Source organism: Bacillus mycoides (assembly GCF_018742245.1).
GTDB classification, from domain to species: domain Bacteria; phylum Bacillota; class Bacilli; order Bacillales; family Bacillaceae_G; genus Bacillus_A; species Bacillus_A cereus_U.
The window spans coordinates 3,116,986-3,133,704 of sequence record NZ_CP036132.1; the positions used below are offsets into that span (position 1 = coordinate 3,116,986).

The following is a 16,719-nucleotide window of genomic DNA, read 5'->3' on the forward strand; positions in this document are numbered from 1 at the left end:
TATATCCTCTGCACGAATACAGAGGATATATCTTCTTATTGAATATTTGACAATATACGCTCTGCACCTAATTTTAAAATTCTAATTAAAATTAAATTGGTAATGGTAAACAGTATAAATAAAATAATAAACATAACCCACAGTCCTACCTGAAGGACAAAGTACAATACACTTACTCCCGCTACAATAACTAAAGCTATTAAAATATTAGCTAAAAAATTCCACAAAGTTGTGTATCGACTTTTAAATAATTTTTGTTCTGTATCCCAATGTATATCTGCAGTTTGTGCATCCCAGCGCGTACCGATTAAATTAATTAAGAGCAATCCGTTCGCACTTAGTAAAAACCACAGTATCATGAAGACTGGAGAAATACCCGCTACAACTGCCATCGTAATACCGAATACTGCTAAAATGACCACATTAATTAACCAAGCAGTTATTGCTTTCGCAAAAAAGATATCCGAAGCCTTTACTGGTAAATAACGATTCACAAACCATGAACTTCCATCTCGAGAAAATGACGTCGTTGCAATAACGTTACTCCCCATTAAAAATAAGGATGCACAAAGGCCAACACCAATTGCAAAGCCTGCTGATTCTGGATTATCAATATATTCCGTAATCCATTTTAAATTTCCATCTTGTACAAATAAAACAAAGAACAGCATAATTGGCATAACGAAAGTTTGCACAATACAATTTAAGAAAAATTGTGGCGTGCGGAATAACGTTTTAAATTCTTTTTTCACATATGCTTTTAAATGTGAACTTTGTACCGTTGATTTCTGTAAACCTTCTGCTGAAATTACCTCTTTCTTTGCTGTACTCGTTGAAAGACCAATAACCCCTTTTAAATATGTACGCTCTGCAATATAGTAAAACAGCCCAAAAAACGCGATAGAAATAAGAATGTATATTAGTACGTATAATATTCCCTTCCACGATGCATTTTCTACTAATCCCATTGCACCAAAATATGTAGTCGGAAAATAATTTGTCATTTGTATGAAAAGGGAGGATTGATTATTTACAAGATAATTCGCAACTGAATCTCCAGCTCCAGATACTGCACTTTTATTTCTCCATTGCATAAATACATTGATTCCGACGATAAATAGTATACTTACGATTCCAATAAATATACTTCCTCGATCTTTATTTTTCGCTATATTCGTATACCTCATAATAATTGTCATAATTAACGAAGCTAGCACTAACGGAACGATAGGGAAGAATATGTAAATGACAACCATATAAATGTAATATGTAATGAAAGCACCACTCTTTAAACCGTAAGTAATAAAGATAGGCCATAAAATAAACGAGCTCATTACGTATTGTGTAATTAACACTGTAAAGAACTTTGCCGAAATAATTTGCGCTGGTTTTAACGGTAACGGTAGTAACATTTCAACATCATTACTATAGTAAAACACTGTTAAAATGTTCATAATACTCATCAAAAATACCCATATACTAGCAATAGCTAATCCCATTGCAATAATAATCCCTGGATCCTGTCCTAGATGTATCATTCCTTCATACATTCCATGCGTCATCGAACCAAATATTAAAAACCCAACAAATAAAATCGCTGCAAAGGAGAATAAATATGCCCATCGTTTCTTTTTATCAGTTATAAAATCTGCATAATTTAATTTCAATAATACCTTCGTTAACGTCCAAATTTTACTCATTACCCGTCATCTCCAAGAACATTTTTTCAAGTGATTCATTGGATTTAAAATGATCTCTCATTTCATTTAAATTTCCTTTAAACTGCAAATTCCCCTTATTAATAATAGCGACGCGGTCACATATTTTTTCCGCCACTTCTAATACGTGTGTAGAGAAAAATACAATCTTCCCTTTATCTGCATGTTCTCTCATCATTTCTTTCAAAATATATGCAGATTTCGGATCAAGCCCTGTTAACGGTTCATCTAAAATCCATACATCCGGCTCATGCACGAGCACACCAATAATAACAATCTTTTGCCTCATACCGTGTGAATAACTTTGAATTTGATCAGATAAAGCATTATAAAGATCAAACTTCTTCGCTAAAGACTCTATTCGTTCTTGCCTTACTTCCTTCGGCACTTCGTACATATCAGCCATAAAGTTTAAATATTCAATTCCTTTTAATCGTAAAAACATATCCGGGCTATCTGGAACATAGCCAAATGTTTTCTTCGCTTCCATCGGGTTTTTCATAATATCTTTACCATTGATTGTAATGGTCCCTTTGTCCACCCCATGAATACCAGTAATCATCTTAATTGTCGTTGATTTACCTGCACCATTCGGTCCTAAAAATCCGAATATTTCTCCGCTAGGTACAGATAAACTTAAATCTTTTACTGCGTAGTTAGATCCATTATAACTTTTTGACACATTCACAATTTCAATCATTACATCCAATCCTTTCCTTAATTACCAATTAACTATATTGATATTATAGCATACTTATATTTTCAGATTTTTACATTTTTCAGTTTTTTAACCTTTAAAATAAATATAAACTCCTAATCCAACGATTAAAACAACGGCTAGTATAATATAAATCATCGTAAGTCGTTTAATATTTCCTTTTGTCGCTTTACTATAATTCGCATCACCATTTCGCCCAATTAACACCGTTCCAATTACAGTAATCACTACAAGTAATATAACGATCATTATCCCAGTTAACATTTCTTCCTCCCCCTCCTTACAACCATTTTACGATATTTCCCTTTTTATTTTACAGAATATTTAACCTTTTTTACTATTATTATGAAATAAACCGCAAAACTATTATTACTATGAATTTCCACATGTGATATATTTATAACATATAGTGATTTATTTCTAACATCGAAAGGAGAATCTATCGTGAAAACAACTTGGATTAAATATTTAGGATTTCTCGGTTTCTTTGGGTTTCTCGGATTTTTTTACGAAAAAGGATTGTTTACTATGTTCTGTTTCTTCTCCTTTTTCACGACATATAGAAAAGTTCATCACGATGAGCTTTTTGAACAAATCGTCAATAAATCATGCCGCAATGCCTTTATCATTACATTACTAACAACAACTATCATTATGTTTATTGAAATGTTATTTCCGAATCCATTTTTACAAGAGATTGATATCGCTCTTATTTTCAGCACACTCATTCTTACATTCGGATTCTCTATCTTCTTTTACGATAAACCTGTGGATGAAATGGAAGATGCACCATGGCGTTCGTAACCAAGATAAAAGAATACCGCGCCAAAGTGCATATGACGCAGGAAGATTTAGCGAAAAAGGTTGGTGTACGTCGTGAAACGATTAGCCATCTTGAAAAAGGAAAATATAATCCTTCCTTACAGCTTGCTCATGATATAGCGAGGGCACTTCATAGTACGATTGATAAGATTTTTATTTTTGAGGATTAATAAAGGGCACTAAGTCTAATATGTAATACTGAATCTACCGTAATTAAAGATATACTACACGATGACGCATGTTGTTTAACAATGTAGTTTTAAGGTGTATCAACACTTTGCTTGATACGCCTATTTTTATGTTTTTTATCACTACATTCATCAAAGCGACAAATATGTTGCTTTGATATAATGTTATTTCTGTAATTTTTACAGAAATATCTTCAATAACATTCTCTTTTTCATCATATTTCAAATAAATGTGGTTTTGAAATAATGTCGTACCGTTTATAAAAAAGTTGCACCGTTTTTCCCCTTTGGATTTGTTTATCTAAAGGGGTGTTTTTAGAATGAAAAGGGAAAAGAAAATATGAACTGCAAGGCGGATTAAGGCAATATTGAGTAGCAATAAAATTACTCAACTAAAGGGCCATTTAATTCAGTAAGAAGGAAAATTCATTAGACAAAGAGAAATACAAGTTGATTGGCAATTGAGTATGTTAAGGAGATCATATTTATAATGAATACTACAAAAACCACAGGGTGCTTTACTATTGTTGATAATAATGAAGGCAAAATATTGCTAGTTAAACGAAATGATTACCCTATCTGGGATTTACCTGGGGGAAGACTAGAAGAAAATGAACAGTTAGATAAGTGTGCTATAAGAGAAACTAAAGAAGAAACTGGCTATATAATTGCTATTGAGCGTAAAATAGGAGAATATCACCAACCTCAATACGATGATATGCAATATATATTTTCAGGGAAATTACTAGGGGGAACACCAATAAATAATGGACCTGAAACTGCAAAAATCGGGTGGTTTAATCCTAGCAGATTACCTTTGTTAATGGTTCCAAATAGACGAAAACAAATCAGTAATTTTATGAAATACAAAAATTCACTAATAAAAGAGACATTAAAGACACCATTTATGATAAGGTTATTGAAAAAAATTATGTGAGATGGTTATTAAATTAACGGGTGCTTTAGTTGAGGAAGGCTCATTGAAATGATCAAACTTTTTTATAAAACATTTGAGCAATTAGATGAAATAAGAGCATGTTTTGATTAATATTTTTTCAAAACATGCTCTTTCTATTTGTCTTTTATCAGCGTCATTTTCATTAATTTGATTAAACTTTATTTTAAAGCTACAATAAATACAATCTTTACACCAGAACCACATAAAAAATACTAGCATCCTTCCCACGAAGAATACCAGTACTTCTCATTTATCCCGCTATTTGTGGGCAGTAAGACTCCCACTGATTAAAGTTTCACTTTATCACCCATACAAAACCGCATGAAATACACCTAACAGTAAGTATTGATCCTCTATATAATCCTCATCATATACATTCATCTCGATGTAATACATATCTTCCTCAAGACGAATATTCCAATCTGCTATTACATAGCCCTTTCGTAATACCTTTCCAATCCCAAGTGAATTTTTGTGAACAACATATTCTTCTGTCTTATATGTAAAGGTAAATAAGAAATTTGCATCCAATAACTTTCCGTCACATACAATTATTTCATGCTCTGCATCATTATTATCGATGTACGTTACTAAAATCTTTCTTTGGCGCCGCCTACTTGCATCCTTTGCAATGATGCGAATATTGTCCTTACTATCCTTTATTTCATAATTGATATTACTACCAACTTTCGGAATGAAGTCTAGCACTTTCATCAACGTATTTTTATAATAGCCCCGTACTACACTTACTTGTTTGCTTCCATTGTAAACCTCTATCGGCGTCGTGTCTGCCTTACTATCACACAGTCGTTTGTAAGAAAGCTGCATAATCCGCTCTCCTCTTAAGTACTGATCAAACGTCACAGGATATTCTATCGCGCGCAGTTCCTTATTTAGCTCATATAAATAGCGTTGAACGCTCTCTACTAATGTTGCAGTAGATATACGCTCCTGAAGTTCAAATTCTTGCCAACCGGAAGAAATTCTCCACTGATTGTCCTCTTCATAGAAAAAACAAAGAATTAACTCATCATCTTCAATCGTTTCATAATTCATATGTATGTTCTGCCCGTGTTGAACTTGTTCCATCCACTGTCCTAAATAAATGCCCAGCTCTGCGACCTTCATGCATGACTTTTGAAAAAGTACTCTGTCACCCACACAAATCGTTAAATCCCCTTCGATAAAGCCATTTGTATAAGCAACATACCGTGGCTCATCCTTCTGTGGAATAGCCTTGTCTAACTCAAATAAAAACGTTAACATCCTTCACTCACCTCTAGTTGTTACACAGCTCATACTTGACATCGCATTACTCTGAGAAACTATGTATTATATACACATATTTAATTAACACCTTATAACACGTGAATGACATTAGTATAGTAGCGCTATTTTTTCTTTGCGAATTCCCTCAAAACAACATACTCCCAATATATCGACCACAACTCAAATTATATCAGCGATTTTTTCAATATATCGATTTACCGACACCCATCGACAATAGGAAAATCTTATGAGAAGGAAACTACTTTTCCTTCTACAATTTCCATAATACGAAGCAGACTCTCCACTTCATAGGTCGGCTTAACACTTGTCTTGTTTTCTTTCAGACTCGGGTTATACCAACACGTATCAATACCATAATCTTCTCCGCCTTTCATATCAGAAGTTAAGGAATCTCCAACCATTAGTACACTTGATTTATCAGTAATCCCAAGCCTTTCAAATGCATAATCAAAAATCTCACGTGCTGGTTTTTGATGGCCTACCTCTTCAGAAATAATGATATGATCAAAGAAGTTACATAAAGGCGAATTTCCAATTCTAGATTGTTGCACCTTAGTGTATCCATTCGTAATAATACCTAACTTACAATCTTGAAGATTCTCACATAGTTTCACTGCACCTTCTATAAGATGTACTTCTTTCCCTAAGTTTTCAAGGTATACGTCACTAAATTGCTGCGCGTCTACTTCTATATTATGAAGAGCAAATAATTGTCTAAATCGATCTACCGCTAATTCACTTAGCGTAATCATTTTATTTTCTAAATCTCTCCATAATCCATTACTAATCTCTTTATAACTTGCAAGATAATCATTATACCCTGTAGGCATGCCAAATTGTACAAACGCGTTATGTAATGCGTTTCTTTCTGTTTCAGGGAAATCTAATAATGTATCGTCTACGTCAAATAGTATTACTTTGTATTTCATGATGCTCTCCTCAATTCCTATATTCTCATAGCTTAATTATAGCAACAATAAGAAAAGGAGGCTAATCCAAACCAGCCTCCCTTCTCATTATTTATCCCGCATTAACGGGCAGTAAGACTCCCACCTCAAAATTCGGCGAATGCGAAGAAGTTAGGTGGGGGTCGGACTGCCCGTAAACGCCCGATTGGTTCAACTAATAATCAGTGGGGATAAACACCCCCCACTGATTAAAGTTTCACTTTACCTTCTAGCAATAATTCTTTCATTTCCTCTAACGATTCTTTCGTAAATCCAAGAGCTTTTTCAGCGTATGCTTCAACTGATCCATACTGCTTTTTAATTTCATCAATCGCAGCTTGTAAATACTCAGCACGAGCTTCAAACATCGCACCTAATATCGCTCTACTTTCATCGTTTTGTAATTTTGCACCTAAAAATGCCATCATTTTTTCGTTTAACTTCTCACGGAAACCGTTACTTAATAAATAGTCTTGCATTACCGTTTCTTCTGATACACCTAATAGAAGTAATAATAATGCGGAACCAAATCCAGTACGGTCTTTTCCAGCTGTACAGTGGTTTACTAATGGTAAGTTTTCTGGATTTTGTACTAACTTTAAGAAGCTCACGAATGCCTCATTACCACTTACAAAATCTTGATTCATTTTCACAAGATATTCACCAGGTTTTCCTAATACTGATAAATCACCAACTTGGAAAAACTCATTTATATTTAAATCTTTCGCTAAGTCTTGCATAACTGGTAAGCATACTTGGCGAGCACCTGTAATGCCTGGGTTCGGCTTATGCTTTACTTCAAAATCTGTACGGTAATCACAAATTAATTTTAACCCTGACTTCTGTAAATACTCAATATCCCATTCTGTTAATCCTGCTAATTCTTCAGAACGATACAATTTACCCCATTTTACTTTACGGCCTTCAGTCGTTTCATATCCGCCCATATCACGGAAGTTAAACGCACCTTGTAATGGTAATCTACGCTCCGCGACTGTAACTGCTTGTCCATTACTTCCTACTAACCTAAAATAGGGACGCTCATTTTCACTCGGATTGGCAATTGTAGTAAATGACTCTCCATTTACCGTCACAAGTAATTCACCATTTTCTTCAATATGATCTGGTGAAGTACCCCAATAAATTTTAACTTCTTCTATATTATTTTCCCACTCTATATGTAACGTGTTATCTTCATTTCGTTCTACAGTTGCTTGTAACCAATTTATTTGTTGCTTCATACTTCCACCAACACTTTCTTCGTATAGTATAATCCTTCTCTATTGTATTATAGGAAAGCTTACTTTGTCGTTTCGATTTTTCTTTTTATCTTACAAACATGCAAAAAGTTCTTTTACTTGTTCAAAGTTTGTACATGGATTCCCGCTAAATGAATTCGCGAGACTACGTCATTCATCCTTCTAAACCCTTTTCACATATCGCTCACTACAACTCAGCTGCTGACATCCATTCTTTTCAAAAACATCATTCATCCACTCATCTTGTACATTTGCCTCACCAATATAATAAGTGGCTCCTATTTCCTTTAATACAAACATCGTTTTTGTAAATAAGTCAGATTCATATCCTTTATTTCGCATACTCGGAGCGACTGCGAAATACATAAGTTTCCCTTCTTCTAACGTACCCCGTTCAATATGAGGAACTACTATTCCTATTGGCTTTTCATTCAAGATTACTGTTAAACAATGTTCTTTCCATTGCCCACCAATTTCTTGTTCCATCATATTTACAAATTGATCATACGCTATTTCTTCTTCCATCAGCTCATTCCAAAGAGAATAAAAAGCGTCTTCTCCGATCTCTTCAATAAGCTTAAAATCAATATCACTTTCTATATCTTCCACTTCATATATATCTTTAAATACTATTATATTTTCAGCAATATGTTCAAATGAATACTTTCCAAAGCATTTCTTATATACATCATAATTGGGACTTTTTGAAGAAACCTCAAATTGTAGATTTTCTAATCCACCTTTTTTCGCCTCAGTAACAAAATATTGCACCATTTCTTCAATTTGCTCTTCTGTAAAAACCTCTGCATTATTTTCTTTTATCATTATAGAAGAAGCACTTCTTCTTATTTTAAAATGTTTTTCTAATTGTTTTATAATCGTCATACTCTTCCCTCATCTATGTAATACTTGAATTTAAGTTTGGTCTCCTTGCATGAGCAGGATTGTCCTTGAATATATAGAATACTAGAAAAGATCGCATCTTTAAAGTGCGGAGGAGGTTCTCCATTGGATATTACAGCGCTGCAACAACAGTTAGAGCTTATACAACAAAATGATTATTCGCACATGCAACATATAGATATAAATGAGTTAACAACGAACATGCTTCAGCACATTGGAACTACTGACAGTTACATTCGCTATCAGCTGATTTATAATTGTTTTTCTCACTTTATTCAATATGAGCTTCTACTCGATGATCAACTTAAATTACTTTTACATACTTGTTTAAGCGATGAATACTTATATTTTGATATTAATTCCCCATATACAGATGGGGTTTTCACACGCTCTTATACTGTTTCATTAATTGCTTTAATCCTCCAATTTTCCAACTCCCACTACTTTCTAACTGAGGAGGATGTTACAGAAATAAAACAAAATCTCATAACATATACAAATTTAGAGACTGATTTCCGTGGATATATTGAAGATAAAGGCTGGGCTCATTGTATTGCACACGTTTCTGATGCATTTAATGAAATTATCCAAAATTCCTATATTACCTTTGAATGCTATGAAGAAATGATACATTGTTTATTAAATAAAATCTTCACTTCGGCAGATATTTATCATAATAATGAAGATGAAAGAGTTGTCACTCCGTTAGTATCGATGGTATATCATGACTTTGCACAAGAAGATTTAATTTCAATTATTCATAAAAAAGTACAGAGACTTCCTCAAATTAGAAAACGCCTTTCTCTCAATGAATATTGCATTTTATGCGCCAACATTAAAACATTTTTACGTACATTATTCTTTAGAACAAAAAATGATCACAACTTAGCTTTTACCGCACATAAGACGGAAAAAATGTTAAAGGAACTGCCCAACTATTATTAAGTACAAGGAGAAAAAATATGGGTTATATTGAAGAGATGAGACAACGAGTAGGAAATCATCCACTCATTTTAATAGGGTCACACGCCATTATATTAAATGAAAATAATGAAATATTACTGCAGCTCCGTACAGATTTTAACCGCTGGGGGATTATTGGGGGTGCATTAGAATATAACGAAACACTGGAAGACGCTGTGAAACGCGAAGTATTTGAAGAAACTGGACTTACCGTAAAAAATGTAGAACTGTTCCGTACATACTCAGGACCAGATTTTTTTCAAATCTATCCAAACGGTGATCAAGTACATGGTGTACTCGTTGTTTATATTTGCCGAGAATTTCAAGGTGAACTTGTATGCGATCAAACGGAATCGAAAGAATTACGCTTCTTTCCGCTTGATGAGTTACCTAGCAATCTTCCTCCAGTTATTGAGAGGATTATTACAGATTTCCAAAAAAAACAAGGGAACGCTTAACGTTCCCTCTCAAATCCAATCCATTTTTTTATTTCCGCTAAATTTACCTTCGCAATAGCTCGTGCCTTCTCAGCACCTTTTTCTAACGCCTCATATAGTAAATGCGGCTCATTCATATACTTAACGTATTTTTCGCGATAATCTGCTAGTTCACGGTCTACAACGCGGAATAAATCTTTTTTCACATCTCCCCATCCGATTCCAGTTTCATACTTTTCACGCATCGACTGAATTTCAGCTTCTCTTGCAAATTCTTTATAAATCATAAATAACGTTTCCAGTTCTTTCGGTTCATTCGGAAGTGACGAATCTGTTTTTATTTTAAATATTAACTTTCGGAGTTTTTCTTTCTCTGCAAATAATGGGATAACATTCCCGTAACTTTTACTCATCTTTCTTCCATCAAGGCCAGGTAAAATCGCTCCCTCTTCTTGCACTACATACTCTGGGAGTGTAAATGTCATGCCAAATGTATGATTAAAGTACGTCGCAATATCACGCGCAATTTCAATATGCTGAATTTGGTCTTTTCCGACAGGTACATGAGTAGCTTGAAATAATAAAATGTCAGCTGCCATTAAAATCGGGTACGTATATAATCCCATATTAACTCCAGCATCTATCTCTAACCCCGCTTCTTTATTTTGCTCTACCTTCGCCTTATATGCATGAGCACGGTTCATAAGGCCTTTCGGAGTTAGGCAAGATAATATCCACGTTAATTCTAAAATCTCCGGTATTTCTGTTTGCCGATAAAAAATAACATCTTCGCTAAGTCCAAGTGATAACCAAGTAGCTGCTACCTCTTTCGTATAACTACTGAACTTCGCCGGATCATGTACAGCATTTAACGCATGATAGTCTGCTATGAAATATAACGCTTTTCCTTCTTTGTTTTTTGACATTTGTAACGCAGGTTTAATCGCACCAATATAATTGCCTAAATGCGGGTAACCTGTTGGTTTAATTCCTGTTAACATAATTTTCTCGCTCATCCCAACTCCTCCTTTCTCAAAATAAAAAGAGCCCCTCATCCTTAAAAAAGGACGAGAAACTCCCGCGGTACCACCTTAATTAGCTATATTATAGCTCACTTCAAGCTTCTATAACGTGAAGTAACCGTCTTCGCCTACTCATTTCAGCTAGAAGCTCCAGAGCCCATTCCATATTCATCCCTTACTGATTCCCACCAAATATCAGCTCTCTGAAAAGTTTTGAATATGTACTCTTCTCTTTCATTGCTTTTTAGTTATTTTTTACAGTTTATCACATTTGAGCTTAATATAAACCTGAATTTTCTGGTTTTTCAACAAGGATTTTCATTCTTTGACCCTTTAACCATAATTAACCCCTTGTTTTTAACACTCAGTGGAGACTTAAGAATTTTAGTAATAATCATTACCAATTTATTCCATGTAATGTATAATCAATATATAGAACTTATTTACAATACAAAAACGGGGTGAAGTTATGGGTTGGTTTACTAAAAAAATTGGTAAGTTTAAGAACAATATTCAGACTGACTATGATACTTTAGGGGTTATTATACATTTCACACCTATCGCTATATATTTATACACCTGCGATGAGTATATAGAAACATTTGACGGTGCGCTCACTTTTGAGACTGAAAACGGAAATCAAGTAGAAATCGGGGGTACTTTCATTTCTCTTGAAGTTGATACGAATTTTCGCATGGACGATATAATATTTGATTACAAACTAAAGGAAAGCAATCTACCTATTGTTGAATTAAAAGCCTACGTATGATGTTTATTGATGGATCAGTCATGGCACAGCTTGGTACTCCTAATATGCAAATCAATTATTAATAAAAAAGAGCTAAAACAGATAAAACTGTTTTAGCTCTTTTTTACGTATTCAACTTAACAAATCTATAACTATGCGTAACTAACACTTTTAATATCGCATATCCTGGAATTGCTAAAATAACCCCCATAATTCCAAATAAATTTCCGGCAGTTAAAATAATAAAAATGATAGTAATTGGATGAATGTCTAACTTTTTCCCCATTACTTGTGGTGAAATAAATTTCCCCTCTGCTAATTGTACAACCATCATGACAATAATTACTTTTAAAATCATTGCTGGTGAGTCAATAAAAGCAATAATTAACGCTGGCGTTATCGCAATAACAGGACCTACATATGGAACGACGTTTACAATCATCGCCAAAATAGCAAGTAATACCGCGTATTTAATGCCGATTATAAGATAACCAATGAATAGCATAATACCGATAAATAAACTAACAATAATTTGTCCTCTAATGTACGAACTAATCGCATAATGCATATCATCTAATATTCTCTTCGCAGCTGGTTGTCTTTGCTCAGATATAAACTTTAAAAAATGATTTGGTAATTGCTCACCATCTTTTAAAAGATAGAACAATATAAACGGAACCATTACAAATGTTAAAACAACTTCAGTAAGTGTACTTAAAAATCCAGTTACATTTCCTGTTACTGATGATAATGATTTTGTAAAATTCATTGTAGAATCTTTTACGATATTAGCAACATCAATATTTAAACTTTCCTGCATTCTACCAATTACATTACTTTCTCCAAATTTACGTGCTGCCCTTTCGATTTCATGCCCGAAATATGGCAAGTTGTCTATTAAAGCATTTACTTGATCTTTAATAATCGGAATAACCGTCACCGCAAGAAAAACAAATAATCCAAGAACAAGTATATATATCGAGGCAATTGACACAATTCTCGACACACCTTTTCTTTCTAAAAGAGAAACGAATGGATGCAATATATAAAATAGTACTCCCGCTAATAATACTGGGAAAAAGATTGTTTTTAAAAATACGACGAACGGTGTAAAGACGAATGATATTTTTGTAAGTAATAATATATTTACAAACAGCAACGCAAATCCAAGTAGTACAGCTAAATAATTTTGTTCTTTAAAAAACTTTTTCAACTTATCTCTTTTTCTTATATTTACTTTCTCCAAGTGTACCACCTCTCTAATTAGGAAAAGCCCTAAAAAGGGCTTTATAAAATAATTAATAATAGCCTTTATTTCCTTGCAGCTTTTACTACAAATGATACAATAAGAATTAACACAATTGCCCCTAATAGTGCTGGCACGACATGAATCCCACCAAATGATGGCCCAAAAGATCCAAATAATCTACTACCTAACAAAGCTCCTAGTAAACCAGCAATTATATTTCCAAACATACCAGCCGGAAAATTTTTACCCGTTATAGAACTAGCAATTGCACCTATAATAGCACCAACTATTAATGTGATAATCCATCCCATTTTTAGTCCTCCATTTCTATTATAGAATAAATCTATTTATCCACTAACTTATTATGTAACCCTTGTAATTATTATATCCAGAAATGAAAAATCTTGTCAAACGCATGAAAATACAGAAAAAAGGAGCGTTATTATTTATGATTCAAAAATTAATAGCAAACTCTTATAATACTGCTTTGTCTATTTTAAACATTCAAATTCCTGCTTACGAAATTGAAGCAAAATACATAAATAGTACGGCCATCCCCCGTTTATACGATACTGTAACTGATATTCAAAACTGCGATGAGACATTCCATGGATATTTCCTGGAAAATTCACTCATTGGATTTATTTCTTTTAAAGTTGATGAAGATATAGTTGATATCCATCGTTTAGTGGTCTCACCCAATCATTTCCATAAAGGGATAGCAACTAAGTTACTACTTTTTATATTTGACATGTTCTCTTCTTCAAAAGCGTATATTGTACAAACAGGGAAGAACAATAAGCCTGCCCTTTCTTTATATAAAAAACATGGTTTTATTGAAAGTCAAGATATCGTACTTCCTGATGGAATGGTTTTGACCTCACTAAAAAGACAGAATACACAAAATAGTTTGACTTAACTATTTATTTATGTTATTTTTTACCTTATAAAACCTTTTGCTGAATCCAAATTTTGGAGCGGGGGAACCATTTATGTAGCTTTTTGCTACTTGGGGCGAATCTTTTTTAAGTAGGGACACTCTCACTTCCCGAGTCCGACAGCTAACCTCGTAAGCGTAATGGGAGAGGAAGGTGCTTTTTTGCCTATGTTACACAGTATGCCTCCTTAGTTATAAATATGGGAACGATACCAATTAAAACCTATATTTATAGAAAAGGAGAAATGTATAATGTTACGTTTATCTGATCACGCAATAAAAATGATGGAGCAAAGACTTCGACTAGAACAACACCGCACATATCAAGCAAATAAAGTTGTAGATAACTTACATCACAAATACTTCTTTCAACATATTTTCCAGCCAAAAAGATAAGTACTGACCTTTAACAAAATACAGCGTACACTTTTTCGGTGTACGCTGTATTTTTCATTTTCTCGCCTTAATAATAAAAGTAGTCGGCACCATTCTAGCTTTATATAAAGAATAGTACTTCGTAGACGGCTCTGCTACTTCTCCATCAAATAGACAAGATGGTTCAGGCTCTTCTATTCTCTCAATTGTAAATCCAGCTCTATTTAACTCATTTATATATGTACTCATTTTTCTCTTATATAATGTCGCTTGTACTTCTTCCCCTTTAAATGTTTCAAACGTAATAGGAGTTTCCTCATGATATGAAGAGCATAAAACAATTTCTTCTGTTCCATACTGCAAATTTGAATATACCGGATGCTCCCAGCTAAAAATAAAACTGCCTCCTGGTTTTACATACGAATATATAAGTTCCAATGTTTTTCTTAAATTAGAAGTCCATCCTAATGCATAGATGGAATATACAATATCAAAATGTTCTTCTGGAATATTTAGCTCCTCTTCCATCGCACCACATATTAACTTTGGATTCCAATCTTTTAGCGTTTCATTTGCTGTTTCAATTTGTGTCTCTGAAAGATCGAGCCCCCACAATTCTTTCGCACCACGCTCCGCCATATATTCCAAAGAATGTCCACTACCACATCCGATATCTAGAACCGTTTTATTCTCAATTAAATCAAACAAATGAATTTCATCTTCTGATGCCGTATACGGTCCATATTTAGGCAAACAATCTACTTGAAAAAAATGAGGTGCTACTACGTCCCAACACTTTTTATTCACTTGTAACATTTCTGTTTGTTCCATACTTTGCATTCCCCCTTCGTTCTCTTCCACCAGTACTTTTTATACGTGATGGCCTCATTTTCCTTTCAGATTGATGATATTCGCTAACAAAAAAAGAGTAGCTTCTCAGCTACTCCCTTTTCTTACGATGCATGCTCATCTTTCTTCTTCTTCATTAACGCTCTCTTCTTCATCGCTTTCGTCAAGTATCCACCTTTAAACGAACGGATTTCATAAGAAGACATAAACGCTTTCGGTGCAATTTCATTAATAATTTCTAAAAGTTCTTTTTCTCTTGAACGCTTCGCAACGATATCTAAGCGATAACGTATAGAATTTATTCCTTCACCTTCAAATACTGTAACGCCAAATCCAGAATGGCGTAATTCATTTACTAATTCATTACAACGGTCTAGTAAACTAACTTGATACGTAATATATCCAATTGCTAATTTATTCTCTATATAACCGCCTAATAATAGTCCCGCACTAAAGCCGATGACATAGGCAACAATGTTCATCCAATTTGATAAATCTTGAAATACAATACCTAAACTGACAATGTAAATTGCTCCTTCTAACAATCCTACACCTGCAGCGGATCTTGTTTGATTCTTTACAAGCAAAATCGTACGGATTGTTAAAGTTGGAACGTAAATAATTTGAAGCACAAAAATAAGTAACGCTTGTAACATTGGTATCCACCTCTTTCGCAAATTCTTTTGTCATGATAACATACATAAGCTTTAGAAATCGATGGGTTTTTTAATTTTTTTTAATTTTTTTTCATACTATTGAAATGCCTCAAAAATAAGCGTATTATATTTGGCGTAAATCCGATAAATACCAGTAAATCACTCGTATTATATCATTTATTTTTAAACGCAAAAAAGGAACCAGATTAGGTCCCTTTCCTCATAACTCTATGTTTTTCGAAGCATGTTCTCTTTGTTTCTCTTCTTCTTTTACTAGCTGCATATTTGCATAGGCTAAATTCGCAATCATTAAAAAGTGTCCACCTAATATTCCAGTACCAAATGCCCACATTTCCATTTCATGCTCAATTTCATACATAATGATAGCCCCTAATATTGCGGCTGCAAATCGGTTTAGAACTCCTAATCCAGGAGCCTTTTCTTTCATCACAATACTTCTTCCTATTTTCTCCACTCTGCGAGCTAATAACCAAAGACAGTATGCACTTACAGCTAAACCAATACCGAATCCTGTCACTTGTTTTCCAAACGGAGTAACCGCCCACATTAGTAGTAAACCACTAAAGATCGTATACAATTGTAATCGATATACACGTAAGGCTACTTGAATCAAAATATCCGCTCCTAATTTCACATTTTATTATGTGTCAGAAGAAAAG

Annotated in this window: 21 protein-coding genes, 1 riboswitch and 1 other annotated feature; of the genes, 8 read left to right on the plus strand and 13 right to left on the minus strand. The window is 33.8% G+C overall.

Translation table 11 applies throughout. The features are described from left to right. Positions 1-35: 35 nt before the first annotated feature. The 3 genes from EXW56_RS15960 to EXW56_RS15970 all read right to left on the minus strand — a co-directional run bounded on the left by EXW56_RS15960 (position 36) and on the right by EXW56_RS15970 (position 2,700). Positions 36-1,700, minus strand: a complete 1,665-nt coding sequence (locus tag EXW56_RS15960) for a putative ABC transporter permease subunit (protein ID WP_002110895.1) — start codon at positions 1,698-1,700, stop codon at positions 36-38. Next, positions 1,693-2,418, minus strand: coding sequence for an ABC transporter ATP-binding protein (locus EXW56_RS15965; protein ID WP_002110897.1), 726 nt, complete (start codon positions 2,416-2,418; stop codon positions 1,693-1,695). The genes EXW56_RS15960 and EXW56_RS15965 overlap by 8 nt, the downstream gene beginning before the upstream one ends. 87 nt (positions 2,419-2,505) lie before the next feature. Beyond that, positions 2,506-2,700 carry a hypothetical protein gene (locus tag EXW56_RS15970; RefSeq protein ID WP_002142517.1) on the minus strand — a complete coding sequence of 65 codons (195 nt, stop codon included), beginning with the start codon at positions 2,698-2,700 and terminating at the stop codon, positions 2,506-2,508. A 180-nt stretch (positions 2,701-2,880) separates the two neighbouring features. Between EXW56_RS15970 and EXW56_RS15975 the strand changes: the two genes are divergently transcribed. From EXW56_RS15975 to EXW56_RS15985, 3 genes are all read left to right on the plus strand, one after another. Then, the gene (locus EXW56_RS15975; RefSeq protein WP_002110899.1) at positions 2,881-3,240 is read left to right on the plus strand and encodes a DUF2178 domain-containing protein; all 360 of its coding nucleotides are present in this window, start codon (positions 2,881-2,883) and stop codon (positions 3,238-3,240) included. Continuing rightward, the gene (locus tag EXW56_RS15980) at positions 3,228-3,428 is read left to right on the plus strand and encodes a helix-turn-helix transcriptional regulator (protein WP_002110900.1); all 201 of its coding nucleotides are present in this window, start codon (positions 3,228-3,230) and stop codon (positions 3,426-3,428) included. Before EXW56_RS15975 ends, EXW56_RS15980 begins: the two co-directional genes overlap by 13 nt. Positions 3,429-3,936: 508 nt before the next feature. Beyond that, positions 3,937-4,383, plus strand: coding sequence for an NUDIX hydrolase (locus EXW56_RS15985; protein WP_002199846.1), 447 nt, complete (start codon positions 3,937-3,939; stop codon positions 4,381-4,383). Positions 4,384-4,707: 324 nt separating this feature from the next. On the opposite strand, the gene EXW56_RS15990 is transcribed toward EXW56_RS15985, so the two are convergent. The 4 genes from EXW56_RS15990 to EXW56_RS16005 form a co-directional block, all read right to left on the minus strand. Beyond that, positions 4,708-5,670 (minus strand): tubby C-terminal domain-like protein, encoded by a 963-nt coding sequence (locus EXW56_RS15990; protein ID WP_002199845.1) that lies wholly within the window; start codon positions 5,668-5,670, stop codon positions 4,708-4,710. 248 nt (positions 5,671-5,918) lie between these two features. Further along, positions 5,919-6,623 (minus strand): YjjG family noncanonical pyrimidine nucleotidase, encoded by a 705-nt coding sequence (locus tag EXW56_RS15995; protein WP_002199844.1) that lies wholly within the window; start codon positions 6,621-6,623, stop codon positions 5,919-5,921. Positions 6,624-6,850: 227 nt separating this feature from the next. Continuing rightward, on the minus strand, positions 6,851-7,882 hold the full coding sequence (locus EXW56_RS16000) for a tyrosine-protein phosphatase (protein ID WP_002199843.1): 1,032 nt from the start codon (positions 7,880-7,882) through the stop codon (positions 6,851-6,853). A 180-nt stretch (positions 7,883-8,062) separates the two neighbouring features. Further along, entirely contained in the window at positions 8,063-8,785 is a 723-nt protein-coding gene (locus EXW56_RS16005; RefSeq protein WP_002199842.1) for a GNAT family N-acetyltransferase, read from the minus strand. 123 nt (positions 8,786-8,908) lie between these two features. On the opposite strand from EXW56_RS16005, the gene EXW56_RS16010 reads away from it, so the two are divergent. Together EXW56_RS16010 and EXW56_RS16015 are read left to right on the plus strand one after the other, a co-directional pair. Then, the gene (locus EXW56_RS16010; protein ID WP_002110905.1) at positions 8,909-9,748 is read left to right on the plus strand and encodes a DUF2785 domain-containing protein; all 840 of its coding nucleotides are present in this window, start codon (positions 8,909-8,911) and stop codon (positions 9,746-9,748) included. A gap of 17 nt (positions 9,749-9,765) precedes the next feature. Then, on the plus strand, positions 9,766-10,224 hold the full coding sequence (locus tag EXW56_RS16015) for an NUDIX hydrolase (RefSeq protein WP_002199841.1): 459 nt from the start codon (positions 9,766-9,768) through the stop codon (positions 10,222-10,224). Here EXW56_RS16015 and EXW56_RS16020 read toward each other — a convergent pair. Continuing rightward, a complete protein-coding gene (locus tag EXW56_RS16020) occupies positions 10,221-11,258 on the minus strand; it encodes a tryptophan--tRNA ligase (protein ID WP_080013697.1) in 1,038 nt (345 codons plus the stop codon). The two genes, EXW56_RS16015 and EXW56_RS16020, sit on opposite strands and share 4 nt — an antisense overlap. 5 nt (positions 11,259-11,263) lie before the next feature. Beyond that, positions 11,264-11,472, minus strand: a binding site (T-box leader). Positions 11,473-11,694: 222 nt separating this feature from the next. Between EXW56_RS16020 and EXW56_RS16025 the strand changes: the two genes are divergently transcribed. Further along, positions 11,695-11,994 (plus strand): hypothetical protein, encoded by a 300-nt coding sequence (locus EXW56_RS16025; RefSeq protein ID WP_002199839.1) that lies wholly within the window; start codon positions 11,695-11,697, stop codon positions 11,992-11,994. 103 nt (positions 11,995-12,097) lie between these two features. Here EXW56_RS16025 and EXW56_RS16030 read toward each other — a convergent pair whose 3' ends face one another. Next, the gene (locus EXW56_RS16030; protein ID WP_002110910.1) at positions 12,098-13,219 is read right to left on the minus strand and encodes an AI-2E family transporter; all 1,122 of its coding nucleotides are present in this window, start codon (positions 13,217-13,219) and stop codon (positions 12,098-12,100) included. 65 nt (positions 13,220-13,284) lie between these two features. Continuing rightward, on the minus strand, positions 13,285-13,533 hold the full coding sequence (locus tag EXW56_RS16035) for a GlsB/YeaQ/YmgE family stress response membrane protein (RefSeq protein ID WP_002110912.1): 249 nt from the start codon (positions 13,531-13,533) through the stop codon (positions 13,285-13,287). A 137-nt stretch (positions 13,534-13,670) separates the two neighbouring features. Between EXW56_RS16035 and EXW56_RS16040 the strand changes: the two genes are divergently transcribed. Further along, positions 13,671-14,141 carry a GNAT family N-acetyltransferase gene (locus EXW56_RS16040; RefSeq protein ID WP_215557237.1) on the plus strand — a complete coding sequence of 157 codons (471 nt, stop codon included), beginning with the start codon at positions 13,671-13,673 and terminating at the stop codon, positions 14,139-14,141. 28 nt (positions 14,142-14,169) lie between these two features. Further along, positions 14,170-14,314, plus strand: a riboswitch (cyclic di-AMP (ydaO/yuaA leader). A 97-nt stretch (positions 14,315-14,411) separates the two neighbouring features. Beyond that, on the plus strand, positions 14,412-14,555 hold the full coding sequence (locus EXW56_RS16045; RefSeq protein WP_000945246.1) for a hypothetical protein: 144 nt from the start codon (positions 14,412-14,414) through the stop codon (positions 14,553-14,555). A 54-nt stretch (positions 14,556-14,609) separates the two neighbouring features. Here the strand turns inward: EXW56_RS16045 and EXW56_RS16050 are convergent, their stop codons facing one another. The 3 genes from EXW56_RS16050 to EXW56_RS16060 form a co-directional block, all read right to left on the minus strand. Then, positions 14,610-15,365 (minus strand): class I SAM-dependent methyltransferase, encoded by a 756-nt coding sequence (locus EXW56_RS16050; RefSeq protein WP_215557238.1) that lies wholly within the window; start codon positions 15,363-15,365, stop codon positions 14,610-14,612. Between the two features lie 122 nt (positions 15,366-15,487). After that, complete coding sequence (locus tag EXW56_RS16055) at positions 15,488-16,039, minus strand: DUF2179 domain-containing protein (RefSeq protein WP_002110919.1); 552 nt, start codon at positions 16,037-16,039, stop codon at positions 15,488-15,490. Positions 16,040-16,259: 220 nt separating this feature from the next. Then, positions 16,260-16,673 carry an ATP synthase subunit I gene (locus tag EXW56_RS16060; RefSeq protein WP_002199835.1) on the minus strand — a complete coding sequence of 138 codons (414 nt, stop codon included), beginning with the start codon at positions 16,671-16,673 and terminating at the stop codon, positions 16,260-16,262. Between the last annotated feature and the right edge of the window lie 46 nt (positions 16,674-16,719).

Bases quoted from the DNA above. Each gene is read 5' to 3' on its own strand.
- EXW56_RS16045 (WP_000945246.1), top strand. From the start codon at position 14,412: ATGTTACGTTTATCTGATCACGCAATAAAAATGATGGAGCAAAGACTT.
- EXW56_RS16040 (WP_215557237.1), top strand. From the start codon at position 13,671: ATGATTCAAAAATTAATAGCAAACTCTTATAATACTGCTTTGTCTATT.
- EXW56_RS15970 (WP_002142517.1), bottom strand. From the start codon at position 2,700: ATGTTAACTGGGATAATGATCGTTATATTACTTGTAGTGATTACTGTA.
- EXW56_RS16050 (WP_215557238.1), bottom strand. From the start codon at position 15,365: ATGGAACAAACAGAAATGTTACAAGTGAATAAAAAGTGTTGGGACGTA.
- EXW56_RS16020 (WP_080013697.1), bottom strand. From the start codon at position 11,258: ATGAGGGGCTCTTTTTATTTTGAGAAAGGAGGAGTTGGGATGAGCGAG.
- EXW56_RS16005 (WP_002199842.1), bottom strand. From the start codon at position 8,785: ATGACGATTATAAAACAATTAGAAAAACATTTTAAAATAAGAAGAAGT.
- EXW56_RS15960 (WP_002110895.1), bottom strand. From the start codon at position 1,700: ATGAGTAAAATTTGGACGTTAACGAAGGTATTATTGAAATTAAATTAT.
- EXW56_RS15990 (WP_002199845.1), bottom strand. From the start codon at position 5,670: ATGTTAACGTTTTTATTTGAGTTAGACAAGGCTATTCCACAGAAGGAT.
- EXW56_RS15980 (WP_002110900.1), top strand. From the start codon at position 3,228: ATGGCGTTCGTAACCAAGATAAAAGAATACCGCGCCAAAGTGCATATG.
- EXW56_RS16025 (WP_002199839.1), top strand. From the start codon at position 11,695: ATGGGTTGGTTTACTAAAAAAATTGGTAAGTTTAAGAACAATATTCAG.
- EXW56_RS16035 (WP_002110912.1), bottom strand. From the start codon at position 13,533: ATGGGATGGATTATCACATTAATAGTTGGTGCTATTATAGGTGCAATT.
- EXW56_RS16000 (WP_002199843.1), bottom strand. From the start codon at position 7,882: ATGAAGCAACAAATAAATTGGTTACAAGCAACTGTAGAACGAAATGAA.
- EXW56_RS15995 (WP_002199844.1), bottom strand. From the start codon at position 6,623: ATGAAATACAAAGTAATACTATTTGACGTAGACGATACATTATTAGAT.
- EXW56_RS15985 (WP_002199846.1), top strand. From the start codon at position 3,937: ATGAATACTACAAAAACCACAGGGTGCTTTACTATTGTTGATAATAAT.
- EXW56_RS16015 (WP_002199841.1), top strand. From the start codon at position 9,766: ATGGGTTATATTGAAGAGATGAGACAACGAGTAGGAAATCATCCACTC.
- EXW56_RS15965 (WP_002110897.1), bottom strand. From the start codon at position 2,418: ATGATTGAAATTGTGAATGTGTCAAAAAGTTATAATGGATCTAACTAC.
- EXW56_RS16055 (WP_002110919.1), bottom strand. From the start codon at position 16,039: ATGTTACAAGCGTTACTTATTTTTGTGCTTCAAATTATTTACGTTCCA.